16 protein-coding genes are annotated in these 25,940 nt (G+C 33.9%); 8 read left to right on the top strand and 8 right to left on the bottom strand.

The genetic code is table 11. The annotated features are described in order from the left end of the window. Positions 1-31 precede the first annotated feature (31 nt). Complete coding sequence (locus RC62_RS21580) at positions 32-1,348, top strand: APC family permease (RefSeq protein WP_055098410.1); 1,317 nt, start codon at positions 32-34, stop codon at positions 1,346-1,348. 495 nt (positions 1,349-1,843) lie between these two features. After that, complete coding sequence (locus tag RC62_RS21585) at positions 1,844-4,759, top strand: S8 family serine peptidase (protein ID WP_082421342.1); 2,916 nt, start codon at positions 1,844-1,846, stop codon at positions 4,757-4,759. A gap of 138 nt (positions 4,760-4,897) precedes the next feature. Here the strand turns inward: RC62_RS21585 and RC62_RS21590 are convergent, their stop codons facing one another. Continuing rightward, positions 4,898-7,534: a valine--tRNA ligase gene (locus RC62_RS21590; RefSeq protein ID WP_055098412.1), complete on the bottom strand. Its 2,637-nt coding sequence runs from the start codon at positions 7,532-7,534 to the stop codon at positions 4,898-4,900. Positions 7,535-7,812: 278 nt separating this feature from the next. On the opposite strand from RC62_RS21590, the gene RC62_RS21595 reads away from it, so the two are divergent. Beyond that, positions 7,813-8,193: a DUF1573 domain-containing protein gene (locus tag RC62_RS21595; protein WP_055098413.1), complete on the top strand. Its 381-nt coding sequence runs from the start codon at positions 7,813-7,815 to the stop codon at positions 8,191-8,193. A 131-nt stretch (positions 8,194-8,324) separates the two neighbouring features. Here RC62_RS21595 and RC62_RS21600 read toward each other — a convergent pair whose 3' ends face one another. From RC62_RS21600 to RC62_RS21620, 5 genes are all read right to left on the bottom strand, one after another. Beyond that, entirely contained in the window at positions 8,325-8,795 is a 471-nt protein-coding gene (locus tag RC62_RS21600) for a hypothetical protein (protein WP_055098414.1), read from the bottom strand. 163 nt (positions 8,796-8,958) lie between these two features. Continuing rightward, on the bottom strand, positions 8,959-11,130 hold the full coding sequence (locus tag RC62_RS21605) for an OmpA family protein (protein ID WP_055098613.1): 2,172 nt from the start codon (positions 11,128-11,130) through the stop codon (positions 8,959-8,961). Between the two features lie 10 nt (positions 11,131-11,140). Continuing rightward, the gene (locus tag RC62_RS21610; protein WP_055098415.1) at positions 11,141-12,076 is read right to left on the bottom strand and encodes a type IX secretion system membrane protein PorP/SprF; all 936 of its coding nucleotides are present in this window, start codon (positions 12,074-12,076) and stop codon (positions 11,141-11,143) included. Between the two features lie 32 nt (positions 12,077-12,108). After that, complete coding sequence (locus RC62_RS21615; protein ID WP_055098416.1) at positions 12,109-14,736, bottom strand: gliding motility-associated C-terminal domain-containing protein; 2,628 nt, start codon at positions 14,734-14,736, stop codon at positions 12,109-12,111. A 159-nt stretch (positions 14,737-14,895) separates the two neighbouring features. Beyond that, positions 14,896-16,221 (bottom strand): PDZ domain-containing protein, encoded by a 1,326-nt coding sequence (locus tag RC62_RS21620; protein ID WP_055098417.1) that lies wholly within the window; start codon positions 16,219-16,221, stop codon positions 14,896-14,898. 122 nt (positions 16,222-16,343) lie between these two features. On the opposite strand from RC62_RS21620, the gene RC62_RS21625 reads away from it, so the two are divergent. The 5 genes from RC62_RS21625 to lgt all read left to right on the top strand — a co-directional run bounded on the left by RC62_RS21625 (position 16,344) and on the right by lgt (position 21,287). After that, the gene (locus RC62_RS21625; RefSeq protein ID WP_055098418.1) at positions 16,344-17,540 is read left to right on the top strand and encodes a pyridoxal phosphate-dependent aminotransferase; all 1,197 of its coding nucleotides are present in this window, start codon (positions 16,344-16,346) and stop codon (positions 17,538-17,540) included. 201 nt (positions 17,541-17,741) lie between these two features. Next, entirely contained in the window at positions 17,742-18,413 is a 672-nt protein-coding gene (gene folE, locus RC62_RS21630) for a GTP cyclohydrolase I FolE (protein ID WP_055098419.1), read from the top strand. Between the two features lie 132 nt (positions 18,414-18,545). Beyond that, complete coding sequence (cysS, locus tag RC62_RS21635; protein ID WP_055098420.1) at positions 18,546-20,024, top strand: cysteine--tRNA ligase; 1,479 nt, start codon at positions 18,546-18,548, stop codon at positions 20,022-20,024. 22 nt (positions 20,025-20,046) lie between these two features. After that, positions 20,047-20,286 (top strand): membrane protein insertion efficiency factor YidD, encoded by a 240-nt coding sequence (gene yidD / locus RC62_RS21640; RefSeq protein WP_055098421.1) that lies wholly within the window; start codon positions 20,047-20,049, stop codon positions 20,284-20,286. A 68-nt stretch (positions 20,287-20,354) separates the two neighbouring features. Further along, complete coding sequence (lgt, locus tag RC62_RS21645; protein WP_055098422.1) at positions 20,355-21,287, top strand: prolipoprotein diacylglyceryl transferase; 933 nt, start codon at positions 20,355-20,357, stop codon at positions 21,285-21,287. A 451-nt stretch (positions 21,288-21,738) separates the two neighbouring features. On the opposite strand, the gene secDF is transcribed toward lgt, so the two are convergent. Together secDF and mdh are read right to left on the bottom strand one after the other, a co-directional pair. Beyond that, positions 21,739-24,711, bottom strand: coding sequence for a protein translocase subunit SecDF (secDF, locus tag RC62_RS21650; RefSeq protein ID WP_055098423.1), 2,973 nt, complete (start codon positions 24,709-24,711; stop codon positions 21,739-21,741). 227 nt (positions 24,712-24,938) lie between these two features. Continuing rightward, the gene (gene mdh, locus RC62_RS21655) at positions 24,939-25,874 is read right to left on the bottom strand and encodes a malate dehydrogenase (RefSeq protein ID WP_055098424.1); all 936 of its coding nucleotides are present in this window, start codon (positions 25,872-25,874) and stop codon (positions 24,939-24,941) included. Positions 25,875-25,940 lie beyond the last annotated feature (66 nt).

The raw sequence follows: 25,940 nt of genomic DNA on the forward strand, positions 1-25,940 counted from the left end.
TTTTTTGTCTCATCAAAAATAAAATCCAAATATGTCAGATTCCAAAAAAAACCAATTAAAGAAAAGTTTAGGATTAAGTTTTAATATTGCCGTATTAATTGGAGGAACAATAGGAGTTGGAATTTTAAGAACGCCAGGTTCAATTGCAGGTTTATTAGATAATTACTGGCTTGTTATTGCATCATGGCTTTTTGGGGGATTGTTTGTTTTAATAGGTGCCAATTCCTATGCTGAATTGGCTACGATGCTTCCTAAAGCCGGTGGCTCATACAATTATATCAAAAGGGCTTTTGGCGAATATGCCGGTTTCTTATCCGGTTGGTTTGATTATATTACAAATGTAATTCCGCCCGCTTTTTACTGTATTGTAATCAGTGAATATATGATTATCTTATTTCCTGAGTTAAAGGAATTTTCAACAGAAATGGCAATCTCGTTATTAATTGCTTTCGTATTATTACACTTAAGCGGTGTAAAAAACGGAAGCTTGATTCAGCAAATTACCAGTTTGCTAAAAGTCATTTGCTTTTTTGCTTTGCTTGTCGCCTGCTTTATGTATTCAGGCGTGAAATTAGCTCCAATTCCAAAAGACAATTCACTGGTTCAGATTGGTTTATTATTTGGATTTTTTAAATCCCTTCAACTTATCATCGGGACTTATAATGGCTGGAACAGCGTTTGCTTTTTTGCAGAAGAAAATGATGATCCAAGTAAAAATATCCCGAAATCATTATTTAGCGGTGTATTACTTGTAATCGCAATTTATGTTTTATTGAATGTTGCTTTCTTTCACGTTTTACCAATAGAATCTATAGCAAAATCAAATCTTGCCGCAGCTGATGTCGCCAATGTAATTTTTGGAAAAAACGGAGCCATAATTGTCACGGTAATTTCCATTTTCTCTTTGATTAGTATTCTAAATGCCTTTATGATGATCCCGCCCAGAATTTTATACGGATTAAGCAGAGACGGCTTTTTTATCAAAAAAGGTACTGCTGTTAATAAAGGCGGAACTCCAATTGTGGCCCTTTTAGTTTCCTCATTATTTAGTTTATTCCTAATTTGTATTGGTTCGTTTGAAGTCTTATTTTCATTTGCCGCATTTACCTCTATTATTGTTTGGGGATTGGCATATTGCTCTCTTATAAAACTCAGAATTTCAGAACCTGATTTACCAAGACCTTATCGTTCAGCATGGTATCCTTTTACAACAATTATCGCCATTATAGCTTCACTGGCATTATTAATTGGGTTTGTTTACAGTGACCCTAAAAGTTTTATAATTATAGTTGCGATTACTTTAATATCCTATCCTTTGTTTTTAGTATTAAGAAGAAAGAAAAAGTAAAATATCTCTTAAAGTATACGGATTTTTCAAAATAAGATCCATTAGTTAAATTCAAAAAAGCAACCGTCCCAATGTAAAAATTGAGACGGTTTTTTTTTGTATTGCTACAATATTTATCTTCTAAAATTGCCATTATTACCCTTTCTTAACAGACTCAAAACTAAATATCTCCTTTAATTACCTACAATTTTATTATTTAATCTTACAAAATTACAATTAATTAAAAATCAGGTATTTATACGCTATTCAACTTCATTAACTTTAACGAGCTTTGTTATACTTAAAGTAATTTCATACAAAACTATCGTATTTTGTAAATAAAATTGACAGATTAATTTTTCAAAAGTATTTTCTATTTAACCTTTTAATACTCAAAATTATGACAATGAAATTAAGCAAGCTGCATGAATTCCCAGGAAGCATCAGCGACAGAAGTCCTCCCCTTTTTACAAAAGAAATTTTCACAAAATATTACCCCTAAAAATCTATAATCATATGAAAAATCTATACAAAATTATTTTTTTTTGTGTCAGTGGAATAATGTATTCCCAAACTCAAAACGATATCGAAACAATTAAGTCCGGTACAAATGTCGCAGAACTGGAATCTTTAAGCGTAAGATACAAAGACGAAGCTGTCAAAAACAAGGAAAGAGCTATAAGTCTTGCAAGGGCAAATGGCTGGGCGCTGACATTTATTAATAAAGATGGTACGCAAAGCGAACTAATGGATGTTTCACCAGACGGAAAATCTCCGGTTTATTACACACCAGAAAATGCAGATGCAGCAAAATCAACCCGCGCTAATTACTTAAATTCAGGCGGAGGTCTGGGTCTTGCATTAAACGGACAAAATATGACGGCTTATGTTTGGGATGGGGGTGCCACGCTCCCTACCCATAACGAATTTGGAGGAAGAGTCACTATTACAGATGGTGTTACCACTATTATCACCACAAACAACAACAGCCAGCATGCCAATCATGTTACCGGAACTATTGTTGCTGCAGGTTTAGTTGCTCAGGCAAAAGGAATGGCTTTTCAGGGAAATGCAAGAACCAATAATTGGGACTTTGATTTATCCGAAGCTACAACAGCTGCAGCAAACGGAATGTTGATATCCAATCATTCTTACGGTTGGGGATTAAGAAATGCATCCGGGGCAGTTGTTATGGCACCATGGAGATTTGGAGCTTATGAATCTGTGGCCAGAGATTGGGATCTTTTAATGTTTAATGCTCCATATTATTTAATGGTAAAAGCCGCCGGTAATGATGGTAATGACAACACTGCAAATACAAGCCCTTTAGGAGGTTTTGCCGCTTATGATAAACTTACAGGATATGCAACCGCAAAAAATAATCTTGTAATTGCTAATGCAAATGATGCTGTAATAAACAGTTCTGGAGCATTAACAAGTGTTACTATTAATAGTTCAAGCAGTCAGGGGCCAACAGATGATTTAAGAATCAAACCTGATCTTACCGGAAACGGAACCTCCCTTTATTCTACCGCTACACTGACATCAGTAATAACGCCACTGACCAATACCAGTTACGGAAATGCAACCGGAACTTCTATGGCGTCTCCTAATGTTACGGGAACATTGCTTTTGCTGCAACAGCATTACAAAAACAAAACGGGAGGTTTTATGCGTGCTGCAACCCTAAAAGGACTGGCTTTGCATACTGCAGATGACGCCGGACCAGTTGGTCCTGATGCTGTATTTGGATGGGGTTTATTAAATGCCAAATTTGCAGCGGAAACCATTACAAAAAAAGGGACAAATGCTATTATAGACGAAAACACACTGAATAATGGAAACACTTACAGTTTTACAGTAACATCTGATGGTGTAAATCCTCTGATAGCTTCTATTTCCTGGACAGATCCTGCCGGCGTTGCTTATTCTGGAAGTACGGCCAATATTGGCACTGCCAAATTAATAAATGATCTGGATATTCGCGTCACAAATTCATCGGGAACTACTTTTCCATACAGATTATTAACCGCCACGACAAACGGATTAGGTGATAATACCAAAGATCCGTTTGAGAGAATCAGAATCGTTGGAGCAGCCGGAAATTATACGGTAACGGTTTCTCACAAAGGGACTTTGACTAACGGCAATCAAAAATATGCTGTAATCGTGACAGGAATAGTTCCTCCTTTAGCTGATCTTTATATAAAAGACAGACCGTATGATACCGGAGTTGAACCAAACTCAGATACCGGACCTATGTGGATAAGTGACGATATTTGGGTACGACAAAATATCGATGCAGGTCTTGTACATGAAAATCCGGAATACAAAACAACTTCTCCTAATGCAGTATATATCAGAGTTTATAATAGAGGAACTGCTACCAGTTCTGCCTCTAAAGTAAAACTTTATTTTGCCAAAGCTTCTTCAGGATTAACCTGGCCAACCAACTTTGTCAATTTTAGCGTAAGTGGTGTAATAAATGGTGATTACATTGGCGAAGTAAATATTCCGGCTATAACAGCAGGAAGCAGCGCAATCGTAATGATCCCGTGGTATCCGCCAAATCCTGGAGATTTTACTTATGACCAGCATCATTTTTGTCTGACTGCCAGAATTGAAGCTTTTGGTGATCCTATGTTTAATGAAGTAAACAATATTGGAATTGGTGCAAATACAAAAAACAACAATAATATTGCCTGGAAAAACCTTAGTGTTTATAATTTAAATACTACTGATGTTATTGCACCAACGGCTGTTTTTATTAGAGGAATTAGATCTAAATCTATAAACATTAGATTTGTGGATAAAGGATTTAACGAAGAGCTTAAAAATAATTTCTTCGAATTAGGCGGAACAATAGAAGCTACTCTTGATGAACGTTTATTTGAAAAAGCACAAGGCAACGGAAGTTTAAGAGGAGTGAAAATTATCGACAAAAATAAAATCCTGATTGCTTCGAGAGATGCTGCAATTACAAATTTACCTATCGAGATTGGAGAAACTTTTGGGATAACTTTTGACTTTAGGGGAGCGAAAGATTTTCCTGCCGGGGAGCAAATTACTTTAGATCTTATTCAGGAAGATGCGCTAAAAGGGGAACTGGAAGGCGGAGAACGTTTTGCTCTTGTAAAAGCTGGTAAACCTAATACTAAAACAGCTGATATACTGCTTAAAGAAACGGACGAATCCCGTGTATTTACTATTTATCCTAACCCTACAAACGGAATATTTAAGATAAGTATTAACAATGCCGAGCAGGGAACTTTAAAAATTACAAGTATGTATAATGGTGTTGTTTTTGAAGAAAAAACCAATAAAAACAACGAATTTAATGTAAATATAGCAAACCAGAATGCTGGAATTTATATTGTACAGTTTATTTCTGACAATGGAATTGTAACGACCAGAAAGATTATAAAAAACTAATTTCTGATCGGCAATTTCATTAATTTGAATCTGTAAAAATCATCTTTTTTGCCCCTGAATTCAAATTAATTATTGAAAAAAATCCCAATACTACAATAGTAGTATTGGGATTTTTGTATTTAAAAGCAAAGCAAATTCTTATTTCAAACCAGCAATACTTTGCTCGATTGTAGCAATTTTTGCTAAAGCATCAGCTTCTTTTTGTTTTTCATTAGCCAAAACTTTTTCCGGAGCTCCGGCAACAAATTTCTCGTTTGATAATTTTGCCTGAACTGATTTTAAGAAACCTTGTGTGTAAACCAACTCTGCCGTTAGTTTTGCAACTTCAGCTTCAACATCAATGTTTCCTCCAGAAATTGGAATGAAATACTCATTTGATTTTACACGGAAAGACAATGCTCCATCAACTTTTGCCGAAACATATTCGAAAGCTGAAATATTACCTAATTTCGTTACGATAGTATCAAAATAAGTTGAGATATTCTCGCTGTTGATCGCTTTTAATTCGATCGCATCCTTAAACGGAATATTTTTATCTTTTCTGATTGTTCTAATTCCAGAAATTACCTCGATTGTACTTTCAAAATCAGTAATTAAACCTGCGTTGAAAGGTTTTAATTCCGGCCATGTTGAAACGATCAAAGCTTCTTCCGGAGTTCTGTCAGCAATTAAATGCCAAATTTCCTCTGTTAAGAAAGGCATAAATGGGTGAAGTAACTTCAAGTTACTCTCTAACATTTCGATTGCCTTATCAAATGTCGTTTTATCAATTGGTTGTTGGTACGCTGGTTTGATCATCTCTAAAAACCAAGAACAGAAATCATCCCAAACCAATTTATAAATTGCCATCAATGAATCTGAAATTCTGTATTTCTCAAAATTATCTTCAATGTCAACCAAAGTTTGCTGCAACTTCGCTTGGTACCATTCGATGGCTACTTTTGATGATTCCGGTTGTGGGATTGTTTCAGAAACTTCCCAGCCTTTGATCAATTTAAAGGCATTCCATATTTTATTTGTGAATGATTTTCCTTGTAAGCATAATTCTTCATCAAACATAATATCGTTTCCTGCAGACGCACTTAAAAGCAATCCTACACGAACACCATCAGCACCAAATTTTTCGATCAAGTCTAAAGGATCAGGAGAATTTCCTAATGATTTAGACATTTTACGGCGTTGTTTGTCACGTACTAAACCTGTCAGATATACATTCGTAAATGGTTTTTCACCTGTATATTCATAACCTGCAATAATCATTCTGGCTACCCAGAAAAATAAAATATCCGGACCTGTAACCAAGTCATTTGTTGGATAATAATATTTAAAATCTTCGTTTTCAGGATTCACAACACCATCAAAAACTGACATTGGCCATAACCAGGCAGAAAACCAGGTATCTAATGCATCAACATCTTGTCTTAAGTCAGATGTTGTAAGTGAATTGTTTGATGTTCTTTCTTGTGCTAATTTTAAGGCATCTTCGATATTTTCAGCTACAACAAAATCTTCTTTTCCGTCTCCGTAATAAAAAGCCGGAATTCTGTGTCCCCACCATAATTGACGAGAGATATTCCAATCGCGAATATTGTTTAACCAATGCGCATAAGTATTCTCAAAACGTTTTGGATGTAATTTAATATCTCCTGTTTCTAAAACCGACTTAATTGCAGGTTTTACCAATTCTTCCATCTTTAAAAACCATTGATCTGATAATCTTGGTTCGATTACCGCTTTAGTTCTTTCAGACGTTCCTACTTTATTCAAATGGATTTCGGTTTTTGCCAAAGCTCCAATTTCTTCTAATTCTTTTGCAATTTCGGTACGAACCACAAAACGGTCTTTTCCCTGATACTGTAATCCGAAACTATTTAATGTAGCATCTTCATTAAAAATATCAACGATTTCAAGATTGTGTTTTTCTCCAAGCGTTTTATCGTTCATATCGTGAGCAGGAGTTACTTTCAAACATCCTGTTCCAAATTCTACATCTACATATTCATCTTCGATAATTGGTATTACACGACCACAAATAGGAACAATCGCTTTTTTACCTTTTAAATGTGTAAAACGTTCATCATTTGGATTGATACAAATCGCAGTATCTCCAAAGATAGTTTCAGGACGTGTGGTTGCAATCGTCAGGAAATCTTCTGAGCCTTCAATTTTATATTTTAAGAAAAATAATTTTCCTTGTTGTTCTTCATAAATAACTTCTTCGTCAGACAAAGTCGTTTTAGCTTCCGGATCCCAGTTTACCATTCGGTATCCTCTGTAAATTAATCCTTTATTATATAGGTCAACAAATGATTTTATTACAGCTGCAGACATGTCCGGATCCATCGTAAATTTGGTACGTTCCCAATCGCATGAAGCTCCTAATTTCTTAAGCTGTTCAAGAATTGTTCCTCCGTATTTATGCGTCCATTCCCAGGCGTGCGCTAAAAATTCTTCACGAGACAAATCGTTTTTATTGATACCTTCAGCTTTCAATTTTGCTACAACTTTTGCTTCAGTTGCAATAGAAGCGTGATCCGTTCCCGGAACCCAGCAGGCATTGAATCCTTTAAGACGTGCTCTACGAATTAAAACATCCTGAATTGTATTATTCAACATATGTCCCATGTGCAAGACACCAGTGACGTTTGGAGGCGGAATTACTATAGTATATGGTGTTCTATGATCTGGTTCAGAATGAAAATAGTTGTTTTTCATCCAGTAATCATACCATTTATTCTCAATCGTCTTAGCGTCAAATTGTGCTGGAATTGTCATTTAAATAGGTTTGTTTTATCGTTAATTCGTTGATTTGGTTACTCGCTAAATTGTTTAATCGTTGATTTGTTTATGATGGTTCTTTATTACCAAATTTTATAAATCACTTTACCGGCTAAACAGTTAAACAAATAAGCCATAAAAACTTTGGTTCAATTTTTGTAATTATAACTGACAGCAAAAGTAAATAATTAAGTACACTATAAAAAGCGAATTAATAATTTGTGTGTTAATTAAAAGAATGTATATTTACTTACAACTTTAAAAACAATTTCAAAATGAAAAATGTAGCCTCTTTTATTGCTGTCGTATTGTTTAGCGCAATAGGTTATGCACAAAATGGCCCAAAAATTGAATTTGCAGCCCAAGACAATACGATTGATTATGGAAAAATTTCGAAAAGTGACAATGGAGTCCGCTCTTTTGAATTTACAAATACCGGAGATGCCCCACTATTAATAACTGGTGCAGAATCTACTGTAAGTTCTATAGTAGTTACAAAACCCGCAGCAGCAGTTATGCCTGGTAAAAAAGGTAAAATTGATGTAAAGTACAACATGACTGCCGGACCAATTCGTAAAACAATTACAGTTGAAACTAATGCTGTAAACTATCCTGATGGTAGAGTTGCCCTAAAAATTAAAGGGGAAGTTTTATAAAAAAATTAAATCTAAAAATAGTAAAAGCCGTTTCTTAATAAGAAACGGCTTTTTTTATTCGTATTTATTAAACCAGACACGTTTTATCCCGTCCCGAAGTTTCGGGATCGGGACTGTCTGGTTTGAAAATTTTATTTACACTCCGAAGTTGAAAATTTATATTTTACGCGATCAAAATCAATTGGTTTATCTTTTACCAAATACGTTACTCCCATTGTGGTCTGCATCGTTCCGTTTCCTAAAATAAGTTGATTGTCTCGTTTTAAAAATGCCATTGGATTTTTGAACGTTTTACTTTTATTTGTTACTTCTACAAAAGTATAATCTACAAACAAAGTATCTCCACGAAATTCTCCTGTAATATCACCGGTTCTTTCTGTTGCACTGGCGACTTTCATTACCATGTTTCCGGCAATTTTACCATTTTTCAAGGTATTTAACGTCAGATTGAGAGTATCTTTTTCATAAATTGCTTTATAACATTGTGTACTTACAGGTTTTTCAGCTTCTGCATCGACAACTTTTTTTTGTTCTTCATTCTTTTTACAGCTTTGGAGTCCAACGAAAGACAAAAGCAAACACGATATAACCAGATTTCTCATAATTATTATTTTTTTAGATTGATTGTTATCTTATAAAGTTAAATAAAAAAGAAGCTAAAAAAAAAGCTTCTGAATTAAAATTAAAAAAACCTAACAGGTTTTATCCCGTCCCGAAGTTTCGGGATCGGGACTGTTAGGTTAACTTACTGTACGTAAACGAAGTTTATAGATTCTTAATTACAAATTCTGATCTTCTGTTTAATTCGTGTTCTTCTTCTGAACAGGCGTCATCGGTTTTGCATTTTATAATAGGTACTGATTCTCCATACCCTTTTGCCTGAACTCTTTTTGCATTAATTCCGGACTGGATTACAAACTCTCTGGTCGAATTGGCTCTTTTTTGAGACAGATCTTCATTAAATTTTGCATTTCCCCTTGAATCTGTATGAGATCCAATTTCGATAACCATATCCGGGTATTTTTTCATTAGCTCTACAACACGTCCTAAAACAACTTTAGATTCTCTACGGATGTACCACATATTATAGTCAAAATAAATAGGATCTGTTTTTATTATAAGTCTGTCTTTATCTCTTATAACATCTTTTTCATCCGTTAAAATCTTTTTTATTTTTTCATTTTTCCTGACTTCTGTAGCTGCAATTTCGGCTGCTTTTTCTTTTTTCTTGATTTCTGCCGCCACAATTTGATCTTCTTTCGCTTTTTTCTGCGCTTCTTTTAAGGCAATAACCGCCAGAGCTTCTCTTTCTTTTTTGCGGGTTGTCTCAATCTCTTCTTCTTTCTTTTTCGTTTCGGCAATTTGCTGTTCTTCTTGTTTTATAACTTCGAGAGATTTTAATGCCATTGACGCATCATTACTGGCATTTCTTGTTTTTCCTGAAGATAAGGATCGTGATTCGCTTGTATATTTTTCTTTTGATGCTAAAACGGTAAACGAACTTTCGCAAGGAACTGTAAAACTGAATTTCCCCTCTGCACTTGTTGTAACGGTATTTAAAGTCTTTTGATCTGAATCCTGTAAAGTTACAATTGCATTTTCCAATGCTAATTTGGTATCAATATCTGTAATTATTCCCGTGATAAACTGTTTGCAATCTTCTACAATTAATTCTTTAATTTCTTTAAACCAATAAATATCGTCACTCCCTTTTCCGCCTTCTCTATTCGATGCAAAAAAACCTTCTTTGGTAGCTGAATCTATATTAAAAGAGAAATCATCTAAATTTGAGTTTAATGGCAAACCAACATTTACAGGTTTTGAGTATTGATTTCCATTAATTTCTGAAACAAATACATCAAGAGATCCGTATCCTAAATGTCCATCTGAAGAAAAATAGAGTTTATTATCTCCTGAAACAAAAGGAAATTGTTCTCTTTTATCAGTATTAATAATGAGACCCAAATTTTTTGGTGTATCAAAAGCTCCTTTATTAATATTTACAGAATAAATATCAAAAGAACCGAATGTTCCCGGCATATCAGAAGCAAAATATAATACTTTCTCATCTGCACTTAATGCCGGATGTTCTACTGAATAATTAGCACTGTTAAAAGGCAGTGATACTATATTTGTCCATTTTCCGTTAACCAGCTCTGCTTTAAAAATCTGTAGGTTCGAGATTTTTTTATCGTCTGTTTTCTTAGTTCCTTTTTTAGAATTATTACGTGTAAAATAAACTGTTTTGCCATCTTTTGTAAAAACAGCATTCGATTCATGCATTCCGGTTTTTAATTCTTTGGCAAAATACTGCACGGTAGAATCAGCCGAATTAATATTTTTTAATGGAATTTCGACTAAGTTCAAATACGTCTCATTGTCCCATTTGAACTTTTTGTCAAATAATCCCGGTTTTAGTTTTACACCTGCAAAAACCAAATTGTCATTGTATTTTACGGCTCCAAATTCAGAATTAGGCGTGTTTATCGCCAGATTTTTAATATCAAATCGCTGCCCGATTGCTGATACATTTTCCAGGGTTTTGATATTGTTTTCAAAATTGGCAACATCATCTGCATTCGAAGATTTTGCATAATATTCTTTTAAAGCAGCATTGGCATCTTCATAACTATTACTTGCTTTTAAAGTTTGTGCATATCTGTAATAATAATTTCGATCTAGATCATTACTATAATTCTGAATCAAAAGCCTGTAATAACGTTGTGCTTTTATCAAATCATTAGTGTAGAAATAAGAGTCTGCCAGATTTTTTATTACTTCCTGCGAAGGTTTTTTTTCGGCTAACTTTTCATAAAGAATGATTGCTTCACTATAATATGTTTTATTAAAAAATCGTTTGGCTCTCGCCAATTCTAAATCCTGGGCATTTATAAACTGTATTGAAAATACGAATATAATAACGAGTAGTTTTTTCATATTTTTCATTTTAGAAGAATCTTGGTGATTTATCATATCCTTTTCCTAATAAATCCAAATTAAAAAGCAGCATAATTTCATGTGTTCCGGAATTAAACTGACCCATATTCGAAAGTGTATGATCATAAGCATAACCTACTCTAAGAGATGGCGTGACGCTTATATTCATTAAAGCACTCACAGCATCATTTATTCTGTATGCAGCACCAAGTTCAAATTTATTGTTATACAAAATATTTGTTGTAAGGTCTACAGAAATTGGTGCTCCGCTCACATATTTTGACATAAATGCAGGTTTTAACTTGACCATATCATTGATCTGAAAAACATATCCGGCTGTTAAAAAAGTGTGGATATTCTCTGATCCGTAAGCATTAATACCTGATTTTTCTTCGATATGCTTCGAACTCAATAAATTTGGAGCTGATAACCCTACATAGAAATTATCTCTAAAATAATAGGCTCCTACTCCAATATTTGGTTTGGTTACATTTATATTTTCGGCGAAAGCCAAATCTGTACTGGTATTACCGCTTTCAAAAACAAAACCGTTAAAATTGGTCTGCAATGAAGTAAACCCCGCTTTTAAACCTAACGAAAGTTTGTTTTTTCCTCCAAGATTCAAAACGTAGGCAAAATCAGCGTAGAAGTTATTTTCTTTTTTAGCGCCATCACCAATATCATCAGAAACTAATGAGAGCCCTACTTCGACTTTATCAGTCACGGCAGTATGTCCAAAAAAAGTAAATGTTTTAGGTGCACCTACTGCCCCAACCCATTGCGTTCTGTACAATCCACCAAGATTTAACATAGCCGGAACTCCGGTTGCATACGCCGGATTTACAACACTCATATTGTACATATAATGCGTGTATTCCGGATCTTGTTGCGCTGAGGCTGATGTTATATAGAAGAGAAAAGATATAAAAAGTATTATTTTTTTCATTTGAAAATTATATTAAATAATATAAAAAGGAATTATCTGTTTAGGTAAAGTCGTCCTTGTTGCGCTTTTCTATTGTCTTTATTAAAATTGACAATATAAAAATAGACTCCATTTGGCGCCATTGCGTCTCCAAAACCTGCTGATTCAGAATTTCTTCCGTCCCAGTTGGGTTTATTTGCATTTCCTTTAAACATTACATTTCCATATCTGTTGAAAATTTCAATTGTATAATCCGGGTATAAATATTCAATATCAGGAATTCTGAAAGTATCATTTACATTGTCGCCATTTGGTGAAAATCCGTCAGGAATAAAAAATGCGTATTGCGAAACATCACAATCAATCAATGAAACTTTAACTTCCAGATTAGTATCAGAAATACAATCTGTTACAGTCGAAAGATCAAATCCGTAATAAGTAGCATTATGGACCAGTAAAGATGTCGAAGCCAATAAATTTCCGTTGTTTTCAGCATCGTACCAGGCAACCGTTGAAGGTACATTGGTTGAATTTGATAAATCAGCAATTGTAGGATTTGCCAAACCGCAAAAATTTTGTCCATCCTGATTTAAAGTTGGAGCCGGTGTATCGTTTACTAAAACCGAAATCATTGTGGGGTCAGATGTACAATTTGAAGAAGACGTTTCTCTTACATACAAATTTTCGGTCTTTAAAATATATGTATCTGCGAGAGCTGTTGTAGATGTTGCAGAATTGTACCATTTATATTGAGAACCACGCGGAACTAAGTTCGCTACAGATGCCCGCTCGACTTTACAAAACTCCTGATCACCTGCAAGTGGCGCTGCCGGAATAGGATTTATAAAAAAGGTATCAAAAACATTCGTTAAATTAACGTCACAAGTAGTGGTATTGTTTATCAAATTACTAGCCTTAATAGTTGTAGAACCGGTATTTACTAATAAACCTGCAGGAATTACAAAACTGGCATTTCCGTTTGTAACCGCTAAATTAACGGTTTGTATTGTAGAAGAATTACTGTCTGAAAGTGTGTACGAAAGTGTTGCATCTGTTAAATTTCCTAATCCTGAAACAGCAGCAGAAACCGGATCATTAACACAAAAATTATTTACCTGAATAGTTACAGTTGCTGCATTTGGCAAAGGATTAATAATTAAATTACCCTGAGCATTCGCAACATTAGAACAACCTGTAGCCGTATTGGAGATTTTAACAATGGTTATTGTGGCAGCACCGCTATTTCTATTGATACTTGCCGGAATAACAAAACTTGAATTACCTCCTGTAACCTGAATATTAGCTGTTTGTCCTGTGGCAAAATTATCGCCTGTTACATTATAAACAATGTCATAATTACCATTTGCTAATTGAGATGCATTTGAAATTTGAACTCTTGAACTTTTATTCTGACACACCGTTTGCGCGGTCAATACAGCGCCATCTAAATGAGGCAACGGATTAATTATTAAATCATCAGATAAATTATTAATAATATTTACACAAGCTTGCTTACCGGTCGTTGCAGCAATCCCCGTAACATTTACTATATAAGTACCTACTTGTCTAAAATAAGAAGAACTGACAGGAAAACCAATTACACCGTTTACAAAATTTGCTGTGACAGTTTCTGATCCTCCATTGGGTCCGGATACGCTAAATGTCACTTTATATTCTCCGTCAGGAATCGCTTCAGGTCCCTGGGTAATGGTAGCTGAATATGTGGCGGTAGGAATTTTATCTTCGCAAATATCCGAAGAAACTATGATTCTTGCACCCGTAAAATCAAGTCTTTTTTCGAGCGTAATTGTTATAGGTACAGTTTGATCCGGACAAATTCTATTGTCAGGAAAAGATCGGACTGTATAGGTATAAATATAATCTCCGGGTCCATTATTATCAAACACTTCCTGAAGATTTACATTATTATCTGTTAATGAAGTTAATCCTATACCATTCCACTCGCCTCCCATATCTTCTCCTGAAAGTAAACTATGCAGATCTAAATTGGTATAAGCGCCTAAATCCGTACTTCCGCATAAGATTAAATCAGTGGCTATTCCGGGTTCCGGTGCTTTAAAAATCGTTACGGTTACAGTTACAGATGGAGGTATTGTTTCACAAGCTGGTACTGCAGGTACTGTATACGTAAAATCAAATGATCCCTGCATACCTGTAATTGGAATTACTGCATCTACAGATCCTCCTGAACTATTCTTCCAGCTCCCGTTTGAATGCGGTCCCATTACGGTACTGTTAAATGCTGTAAATAGATTAAAAGTATTTTCAGAACTACATACTGTGGCAAATGGAGCAGGAACTCCCGGATATGCTCCTATTGTAAGGGTAACGGTAGATTTATTATCTGTACATCCGGCAACTGCAGGAGCGGTATAAGTATATTGATAAGTTCCGCCACTACGAATAAGATGTCCGTTTAAAATTCCGGTAGAAACATCTAATCCTCTCGATTTATTATCATCAGACCATGTTCCTCCGGGTGTTGGTGTACCACCTAATAAAGAAAACAATGATATCGTTTGATTTGCAGAATTTTCAATATCACAAATTACTTTGATTCCATCATTTCCCGCACATTGTGCAGCCATTTGTGAAGGTAAAACCGATAAAAAAATAAAAAACAATACAAATTGTAAGAAATTAATGTAGTTTTTAGCCATATGGGGTTATTTTTTTATAAACATAATAAAATAATAACGTTCATTAAACAAAAAACATCATTTAATAGCTAAATTTTCACAAAATTTACTAAAATACAAAAATGAACAGTAATATTTCATTATTACATTTCAATTTTTAAACAATTCTAATTGAGCATTTTATAACTCATCCTCAAGCTTAAATCTAAATTTTAAAATCAAGCTATTTCGTTCAACTTCCAGGTTAATCCAAATATCTTCTTCAGATTTTAAAAGGGCGTTTATTTGCTGCAAAGAATATTTATAAGGAACATTGTTATTTATACTTACGATAATATCCCCTTTTTGTAATCCGCATTTTTCAGCAGCTGAATTTTTACGAATATTTACAATTTCATAAATAGGTTTTAGTGAAAATTTATATCTGAAATTTCCATCCCTTTTCTCATTATATCCGGATTCTTCTATAGAAGTCGCCACTTTTACGGTTTCCAGATGAACAGTTTCCTGAACCCATTGAAGTCCGTTATGCTGAATCGTGATTCCGCTTTTATTATAACTGAAAGGATCTGAAAATTTATTGTTTTTTTTAAGATATAACTTCTTATCTGCATAATCTAAAACTACAGTAAATCGTTTTAAAACTTCTCCGCCTACAGAACCTATTCGATCCGGAACCATTTTTACATTTTTTATGGAACTTGAATCCGGAAAAGAAACAATTGGCTTTTTAAAGTTAAAATCATCAATTAAAAAATTATCTATTTTAGCACGATGTCCTTCAATATCTCCACTAAAACCTTTACCTAAAAAGTCAGGAAAATTCTTTTTAGGCAATTTAATTTTATCATTTTCAAAAATCCAGAAAGCATCACTATTACCAACATCAATAAGTAGTTTTGCCGGTATCTTCGTAGTATCTACAATCGCTGTTGTATAAATATAAGGTTTGGATCTTTCTATGGTTATTGGTATTGTTTTAAACTTTTTCTGGAGCCTTTTACGGGTTTCTTCATTGTTGGCATGAACGACAAGTCTTTTTTTCTGATAATTGATTTCGACAATATTGTTTCTAAAAAATTTGTACCCGATAATACCATTAACAGGAATACCAATATGAGATGACAAATTAAAACTCTGATCTAAAATAATATAAACCAATTGACTATTTGATTTTAAGCCATGTGTTTCTAAAATGTTGTTTGCTGATTTAAGACCTTCGATTTCTTCTTCGCTTCCTAAACCTTTTAGTTTTATTTTTTCTACATTCTTAAAACTAACTTCCTGTTTATCTTCCATACTAAACAAGATGGTTTCCTCGACACCGGAATCCAGCAAGAAGTTAAGTTCAATACCGTTTACTTTAATAGGAATAAAAACAAGGTTGTTTATCAATTTAAAAGGAATGGTAACTTTCTTACTGTGGTTTTCGATTAAAAAATCTACCTGGGACATGACTGGCAAAGATGCCAAAAGCCCAAAAAACAACATGAAATATTTTTTCATTGATAATATTTTATGATAAAATTACTAAAAATATTGATAATTGTTACATTTTAATAAGTACCTGTAATGTTTACGTTAAATTCGAAAAAAAAATGCAAATTTGCACTTCAATAATTAAACTCATGCCAACAATTTCACACAAAGGCAGAAACATGCCCGAATCACCGATACGTAAACTTGCTCCTTTTGCAGATTCAGCAAAACAAAAAGGAAAAAAAGTGTATCATTTAAACATTGGTCAACCGGATATCAAGACACCCGAAGTGGCCATCGAGGCGGTAAAAAATATTGATTTAACTCTTATCGAATACAGTCCGTCTGCCGGATATGAAAGTTATAGAAAAAAATTAGCTAAATTTTACCAACGTCAAAACGTAAATGTTAATTCAGAAGACATCATTATTACTACTGGTGGCTCTGAAGCCTTATTGTTTGCATTAGCCACAATTACAGATCCGGGAGATGAAATTATTATTCCGGAACCTTTTTATGCTAATTATCATGCATTTGCCTCCTCTACGAGCGCAGCAGTAATTCCCGTGATTTCGACGATCGAAACTGGGTTTGCATTGCCAAGTATTGAAGATGTTGAAAAATTGATTACACCAAAAACAAAAGCAATATTAATATGTAATCCAGGTAATCCTACAGGTTACTTATATTCAGAATCTGAGATTAAGCAACTGGCAGTTTTAATAAAAAAACATGATTTGTATTTAATCGCTGACGAAGTATATCGTGAATTTTTATATGATGGTGATGATGTTCATTATTCTGTAATGAATCTTGAAGACGTACAGCAAAATGTGATTATGGTCGATTCTGTTTCAAAACGCTACAGTATGTGTGGGGCAAGAATTGGATGTCTGGTAACTAAAAATAAGGATGTTTTATCTACGGTAATGAAGTTTGCCCAGGCACGTTTAAGTCCTCCTACAATTGAGCAAATTGCCTGTGAAGCCGCAATAGATACGCCACAAAGTTATTTTGATGAAGTAATTTCAGAATATAAAGGCCGTCGGGATACCCTGATTACAGAATTAAATAAAATCGAAGGCGTAATTGTTACTAAACCAAAAGGCGCTTTTTATTGCATTGCACAATTGCCAATAGATAATGCTGATAATTTTGCACAATGGCTTCTTGAAAGCTACGATCTTAATGGTGAAACTGTCATGGTTGCTCCTGCTGCAGGATTTTATTCGACTCCCGGAATGGGACTTAATCAGGTAAGAATTGCTTATGTGCTGAATAAAAAAGATTTAGTGACTGCTGTAAATATTTTAAAAGAAGCGCTGCTGGTCTACAACAAAAAATAAGCACTACAAAATAATACTCTCAAAAGACAATAACAGCCTATGTTATTGTCTTTTGTATTTAAAAAAAACAGCATTTTGGATTTAATTTAAATTATATCCAAAAACCATCAATTAAATAGTAAAAACGATAGAAAAGGTTTGCTTTTTATTAATTATCTTTACCGCCTTAAAAAGATATACCCATACTAATAGTAGTTTTTAATGATAAATAACGAAGATTTTTTAGACGAAACAGGAGACAATCATTTTAGCAGCAACGCTCAAAACCCTGTAAGACAGGACGCATTTGACTTAAGTGATGATGAAAAAATAGAAAGAATAAAAAAAGATGTTGAAAACATCCTACAGACTTTAGGAATGGATTTAACAGATGACAGCATAAAAGGTACTCCTAACCGAGTAGCTAAAATGTTTGTAAAGGAGATTTTTGGTGGTCTTAATCCTTCAAAGCAACCAAAAGCTTCCACTTTTGACAATAATTACAAATACGGTGAAATGTTAGTCGAGAAAAACATTACCGTTTATTCTACCTGCGAACACCATTTATTACCAATTATAGGACGTGCACATGTTGCTTACATTTCCAGCGGAAGAGTTATTGGTTTATCAAAAATGAACCGAATTGTAGAATATTATGCTAAAAGACCTCAGGTTCAGGAGCGTTTGACCATGCAAATTGTTCAGGAATTGCAAAAAGCATTAGGTACTGAAGATGTTGCCTGCGTGATTGATGCCAAACACTTATGTGTAAATTCAAGAGGAATTAAAGATATCGAAAGCAGCACAGTAACATCTGAATTTGGTGGTAAATTCAAAGATCCTCAAACAAAACGAGAATTTTTAGATTATATTAAATTAGACACTCAGTTCTAGTTTTATACGATATTTCTATTATATTTATGGTCTAGCCCTGATAGCAGCGACATCCTTTTATGGTGGGGTTCACCATAAAAGATATAGCGGATAGCAGGATTAGCTCCTAAAACATCAACAAACATTTATACAATGCCATTATATACAAATCAACATCTAAAAATATACAATTCACTATCTGGTGAAAAAGAAAATTTCAATCCTATTCATGAGGGAAATGTTGGAATGTATGTTTGCGGACCTACGGTTTATAGCAATGTACACTTAGGAAATGTTAGGACTTTTATGTCTTTTGACGTTATATTCAGGTATTTTTTACATCTTGATTATAAGGTTCGCTATGTTCGAAATATTACTGATGTAGGACATATTGTTGATGATGTTGATGAAGGTGAAGATAAAATCGCTAAAAAAGCCCGTTTAGAGCAATTAGAACCAATGGAAGTAGTTCAACGCTATACGGTAGATTTTCATGATATTCTGAAGTCTTTCAACTTTTTGCCGCCAAGTATCGAGCCAACAGCCACAGGTCATATTATTGAACAAATAGAAATCATCAAAAAAATTATCGATACCGGAATTGGTTATGAAGCCAATGGATCTGTTTATTTTGATGTTGTAAAATATAATGAAACCAACAATTACGGAGTTTTAAGCGGCCGAAATATCGAAGATATGCTAGCTAATACCCGTGATCTTGATGGCCAGTCTGACAAAAGAAACCCACAGGATTTTGCTCTTTGGAAAAAGGCAGAACCGGAACATATCATGAGATGGCCATCGCCTTGGAGTGACGGTTTCCCGGGTTGGCATCTTGAATGTACTGCAATGAGTACCAAATATCTGGGCAATCATTTTGACATTCACGGAGGTGGAATGGATTTAAAATTCCCACACCACGAGTGTGAAATTGCTCAAAATGAAGCTTGTACTGGCCAATCTCCGGTAAATTACTGGATGCACGCCAATATGCTTACCCTTAACGGAAAAAAAATGGCAAAATCGACTGGAAATAATATTTTACCAGGCGAAATTTTAAGCGGAGACAATACTATTTTAAGCAAAGCTTTCTCTGCGTCTGTGACTCGATTTTTTATGCTACAGGCACACTACAGAAGTATTCTGGATTTTTCTGATGATGCAATTGTTGCCGCCGAAAAAGGATATAAAAGATTAATGGAGGCTGTTGATGCACTGCCAACTATTTCAGTAAGTACAACTAGTTCTATTGATATTGCTTCATGGAAACAATTGTGCTACGACGCCATGAATGATGATTTTAATACTCCAATTTTAATCGCGCAACTATTCGAGGCTGTTCGTTACATCAATTTATTGAAAGAAGGAAAAGAAACTATTTCTGCTGAGGATTTAGCTTTATTTACAGCAGCAGTTAATGCTTTTGTATTTGATGTTTTAGGTTTGAATGATGACAAAGCTGCCGACGCAAATAATGATAAATTAGAAGGCGTTGTCAACATGCTGATTGGAATGAGAAATCAAGCCAGAGCCGATAAAAACTTTGCTCTTTCTGACCAGATCCGTGATCAGTTGATTGCTTTGGGCATTCAGCTAAAAGACGGTAAAGAAGGCACAAGCTTTTCTATATAATCAATTCATTTTCTAATAAATCATGAAAGTAACTACTCCATTTGTTTTATTAGTTCGCTTTTATCAAACAGCAATTTCGCCTTTTACACCGGCAAGCTGCAGGTTTGAACCAACATGTTCAACATACATGATTCAGGCGTTACAGACTCATGGATTATTTTATGGAGGATATTTAGGAATAAAACGAATCTTAAGCTGCAATCCATGGGGAAGAACCGGTTACGATCCCGTTCCCGAAAAGAAATGTTCACATAAACATTAACTTTTTATAAAGAGCAACTGTACTTTTAATATTTATTTTTACAAATACAAAACAAACAAATTTAATATATGACACACTCCTTAAATATCATTTGGAATCCTTCTGAAGGAATCGATTTAGGATTTTTCATGATTCGTTACTACAGTTTAATGTTCGTAATCGCTTTTGGGTTAGGCTGGTTCATAATGAAAAAGATTTTTGAACGCGAAAATGAATCTATTGATAAACTGGACTCTTTATTTGTCTGGACTGTTTTAGCAACTTTAATAGGAGCCCGTTTAGGACATGTTTTATTTTATGATTGGGAATATTTTAGAAATCATTTACTTGAAATCTTCTTACCGGTCAGATTTGAACCAAAATTCGAATTTACAGGTTTTCAGGGATTAGCCAGTCACGGTGCTGCAATTGCCATTATTGTTGCGATGTATTATTACAGCAAAATGATCTTAAAACGTCCTTTACTATGGATTTTGGACCGTGTTGTAATTCCGGTTGCGAGCGGTGCAATTTTTGTTCGTTTAGGAAACTTTTTTAATTCAGAAATTATAGGAAAAGAAACAGATTCAGCATTTGGTATTCGTTTTTTACACGATCAGTTTAGTAAATCTGAAGCTGTAAATGCAACACAAATTGCAGATCCAAAAGCAGCTTACACAGCAATTGCAACAGATCCTAAATTTGCCGATTTATTAGCTCAGGTTCCTGCAAAACATCCAACACAATTATACGAAGGCATTGCTTATATTTTTGTTTTTGCAATTCTTTTCTTCATGTACTGGAAAACAAATGCAAGGCTTAAATCAGGATTATTATTTGGATCATTTCTTGTTCTTCTATTTGTAGTACGTTTTATAGTAGAATTTGTAAAAGAAAGTCAAGGCGGTTTTGAGAACGAATTAGGCATTTTCTCAACAGGACAATGGCTAAGTATCCCTTTTATCATTATCGGACTATTCTTTGTCATTAGATCACAGAGAAACCCTTTAGCAGAATCTTAAGAAACACTGTTCAAAATATAAAAAAGCCCAATACCTTAAAAAGTATTGGGCTTTTTTCTTTATAAGCAATAGAAGTTCCTAATTCAACATTTCGTGTATTATTACTGATATTTACATCTTCTAATCCTGCATTAAAAACATGCTAATAACTAGGCCAATATCAAACCTCAATTGATTTACTTTTGCCAAAACTCCTGACAATAAGAACATCTACTAAAACAAAAAGCTGTGTGATTGGTTTTGGTTCCATATCTATTATCCATTATCATTCATTCGGTAACTTCTTAAAGTATAAACAGAGCATCTTTTCAATTTGCTTTCCTTCCTATAAATCAAAAGGTTTTGTATCCTCAAATATATTTAAACTTTAGTGGATTAATATTGAGAAATGGCACAAAAAAAAGATCCAGCTTTCACTGGATCTTTTTTTTATATATAAACTTGCAATTAATTATGCCTGTTTGTGTTTTTCTTCGATTGTGTGCTTCTCGTCACTTGAAATCGTGTCTACCAATACTGGTGTAGCGATAAATAATGAAGAGTAAGTTCCTACAACAATACCTACTAACATCGCGAAGATAAATCCTCTGATAGATTCTCCACCAAAGATAAACATTGTCAACAATACAATGATCATCATTAACGACGTATTCAACGTTCTTGATAAAGTAGTATTAATAGAAGCATTTACGATATCTTCGAAAGTACCTTTACGGTTTCCGATAATAAATTCTCTAACCCTGTCAAATACAATTACGGTATCATTCATAGAATAACCAATAACAGTAAGGATTGCAGCGATAAAGTGCTGATCCATTTCCATATGGAAAGGCATGAATTTATAACATAAAGAGTAGATTCCTAATACAAAGATAACGTCATGCGCTACAGCTGCAATCGCTCCTAATGAATATTGCCATTTACGGAAAGAAACCATTAAGTATAAGAAAATAGCCGCCATTGCACCAAGAACCGCCCAGTACGAGTTAGTTTTGATATCCTCAGAGATAGAAGCTCCAACTTTAGAAGCTTGCAATACACCGATTTTTTTACCATCAAATGAGTTGATGAATTTATCGTAAGTAGTGTTTGGATAATACTTCTGCAATGCAGCGTATAATTTTTGATTCACTTCTTCATCGATAGCAACACCATCTTCTTTAATTTTATATTTTGTAGTGATTTTTAACTGATCATCATCACCTAAAATTTTAGCCTCAACCGGAGTTCCAAAAGCTGCAGATAATTCATCTGAAACTGTTGTAGCATCAATTGGTTTTTCAAATTTAACCTGGAAAGTTCTTCCTCCAACAAAATCAACACCTTCATCTAATCCGTTAACGAAGAAAATAGAAGTTAAACTTACTACAACTACAATAGAAGAGAAGATATAAGTGAATTTTTTGATTTTAATAAAGTCAAAGTGGAAATTAGTAAACCAGTTTTTAGTAATGTTTGTAGAGAAAGTTAAATCAGCTTTTCCAGCAATATTTCTGTCGATAAAAATTCTAGCGATAAAAATTGATGTAAACATTGACGTTACGATACCAATAAGTAAAGTTAAAGCAAAACCTTTAATTGGTCCTGTACCAAAGATAAACAAGATAGCTCCGGTTAAAACGTGAGTTACGTTCGCATCAATAATAGAACGCATTGCTCCGTGCCATCCGTATGATTCAGTAACTGCTTCAGCTAAAGATTTTCCTTCACGCAATTCTTCTTTTGCTCTTTCAAATATAATAATATTCGCATCAACGGCTGTACCTAATGTAAGTACGATACCTGCAATACCTGGTAATGTTAATACAAAACCAAAACTTGCCATAATTCCAAATAAGAAAAGTAAGTTCAATAATAAGGCAAGATTAGCATACCAACCTGCTTTACCATAATAGAATACCATCCATAAACAAACTAATAAAAATCCTAATACAGATGAAATTGTACCCGCATCAATTGCAGCCTGACCTAAAGATGGTCCAACAACAGTAGACTGAACAATATCTGCAGAAGCCGGTAATTTACCTGCATTTAATACGTTAGCTAAATCTTTAGTTTCAGCAACATCAAAAGAACCTGTAATTTCAGATCTTCCACCTGCAATTGGTCCACTAGTAACACCCGGAGCAGAATAAACGATGTTATCCAAAACAATAGCAATATATCCTTTTTGAGAGAAAGCTCTACCTGTTAATTCTTCCCAAACCTTAGCACCCTGACTGTTCATTTGCATAGAAACAGCTGGTTTTCCTAATTGGTCAAAAGTATCTTTTGCATCAGTAACAACACCACCGCTCATTGCAGGAACGTTATCTCTGTTACCTTTTAAAGCATATAATTCTACAGCTTCAAGATCTTTTCCTTTAGCATCTTTTATAGTAGTTGGTTTACTCCAAACAAATTTTGCATTATGCTGGTCAGCAGCCAATAAAACTCTAATGTCAGCTCTTTTAAAATATGCATTTACAGCAGCAGTATCTTTTGTTGCAAAATAACCTAAAACCGGTCCACCACCCTGACCTAACATTTTGTCAAATAACGGGTTGTTTCCTTTTTTAGTCTCAACTGAATCTTTAGCATCAGTTAATAAAGCATTCAATGAATCTTTAGCAACAGTTTTAGTTTCTGTTTTTTTGATTTCAGTCTTTTTTAAAGCCTCATTAGACGCTACTAAAAAGTTTCCAATTTCTTCAACTTTATAAGTTTCCCAAAACTCTAATTGAGCTTTTCCACCTAATAATTTTTTAATTCTATCAACATCCTTCGCACCTGGAAGCTCTACTAAGATTCTTCCTGTTTCTCCTAATTTTTGAATGTTTGGCTGAGTAACACCAAATTTGTCAATACGCTCTCTTAATACTTTATAAGCACTTTCAACAGACTCATCAACTTTTCTTTTAATTACTTTTTGAACTTGCGAATCAGACATTTGAAAATCGATTCCACCTTCTCCTTGTAAACTTCTGTTTGCAAAAATATCAGGTGACGCTAATTTTACTGTTCCGTTTGAATTTGCTTCAAAAGCTTCAAAAAACTTATTTAAATAGGTTTTGTTTCCTTCTAAATTTGCAGATGCATCAGCTAATGATTTATTAAATACCGGATTTTTAGAATTGTTAGCTAAACCTTTTAAAACATCTTTAATAGAAATTTGAAGAATCACGTTGATTCCTCCTTCTAAGTCAAGACCTTTATTAAGTTGTTTGTTTTTTACTTCATTATAAGTAAAATCCGAAAAACCAAGGTTCAACACTTTTTCTTTACCAATAGAATCTAAATATTTTAATTCCTTATCAGGATTATCTCCTGCAAAGGCTTTAGCTTCACTTTTGACATTATTTGCCACAAAAGTGAAAGAAAGTTGGTAAATACTTACCAATGCAAATAGAATTGCGAAAAATTTAATAAGTCCTTTATTCTGCATTATTACTAAAAATTAATTATGTTTTATTGTTTGTTTTTGTTTTAAAGTCCCATAAAATAAGTCCTGACATGAGTTTTTAAAACTAAAAAATCGAGATCACGAATTACCACATTTTTTTTAAACCGAGCAAATATATAATTAACGAAAAGATTAACCAATTTATTTATTAATTAATCTTAAAAAAAAGACTGCAAAAGTGCAGTCTTTTCCTTTTTTTTCGAAAATCCTTATACTAAAATCGATTTTAGAGCATCATTCATGCCTCTAACCGCATCTGCACTTTTAGCAAATAAGGCTTTTTCCTGGTCATTTAATTTGATGTCTAAAATTTCTTCTACTCCGTTTTTACCAATTATACATGGTACACCTATACATATATCATTTTGTCCGTATTCTCCTTCAACAAAAACAGAACATGCAATCATTTTCTTCTGATCGTTTAAAATACTATCTACAAGAAAGGCAACAGAAGCTCCTGGCGCATACCATGCTGATGTTCCTAAAAGACCTGTAAGAGTAGCTCCTCCAACCATTGTATCAGCAGCTACTTTTTGCAATACTTCTTCTGAAAGAAATTCTGTTACCGGAATTCCATTATAAGATGCCAAACGAGTTAAAGGAATCATAGTTGTATCACCATGACCACCAATAACCATTGCCGAGATATCATTTGCAGGTTTATCAAGAGCTAAAGAAAGATAGGTTCTGAAACGAGAACTGTCTAACGCTCCACCCATACCAATAATTCGGTTTTTTGGTAATCCGGTAGATTTTAAAGCTAAATAAGTCATAGTATCCATTGGATTAGAAACTACAACAATTATAGTATTTGGAGAAAATTTCAATACATTTTCAGCAACTGTTTTTACAATTCCTGCATTTATACCAATCAATTCTTCACGGGTCATTCCTGGTTTTCTCGGAATTCCTGATGTAATTACAACTACATCACTTCCGGCAGTTTTAGAATAATCGTTGGTTACTCCAGATACTTTGGTATTAAAACCTGTATTTGTCGCACATTGCATAATATCCAACGCTTTCCCTTCGGCAAAACCTTCTTTAATATCCAACAACACTACTTCGCTTGCAATTCTTCTATAAGAAATAACATCTGCACATGTAGCTCCAACATTTCCTGCTCCTACAATGGTAACTTTCATATTTTATACTTTATCGGTTATTAATTAATTTGTTTGTTTGATAAATTGACAATTCGTTTAATCGTC

This window comes from Flavobacterium aquidurense (assembly GCF_001404985.1).
In the GTDB taxonomy this organism is placed as follows: Bacteria; Bacteroidota; Bacteroidia; order Flavobacteriales; family Flavobacteriaceae; genus Flavobacterium; species Flavobacterium aquidurense_B.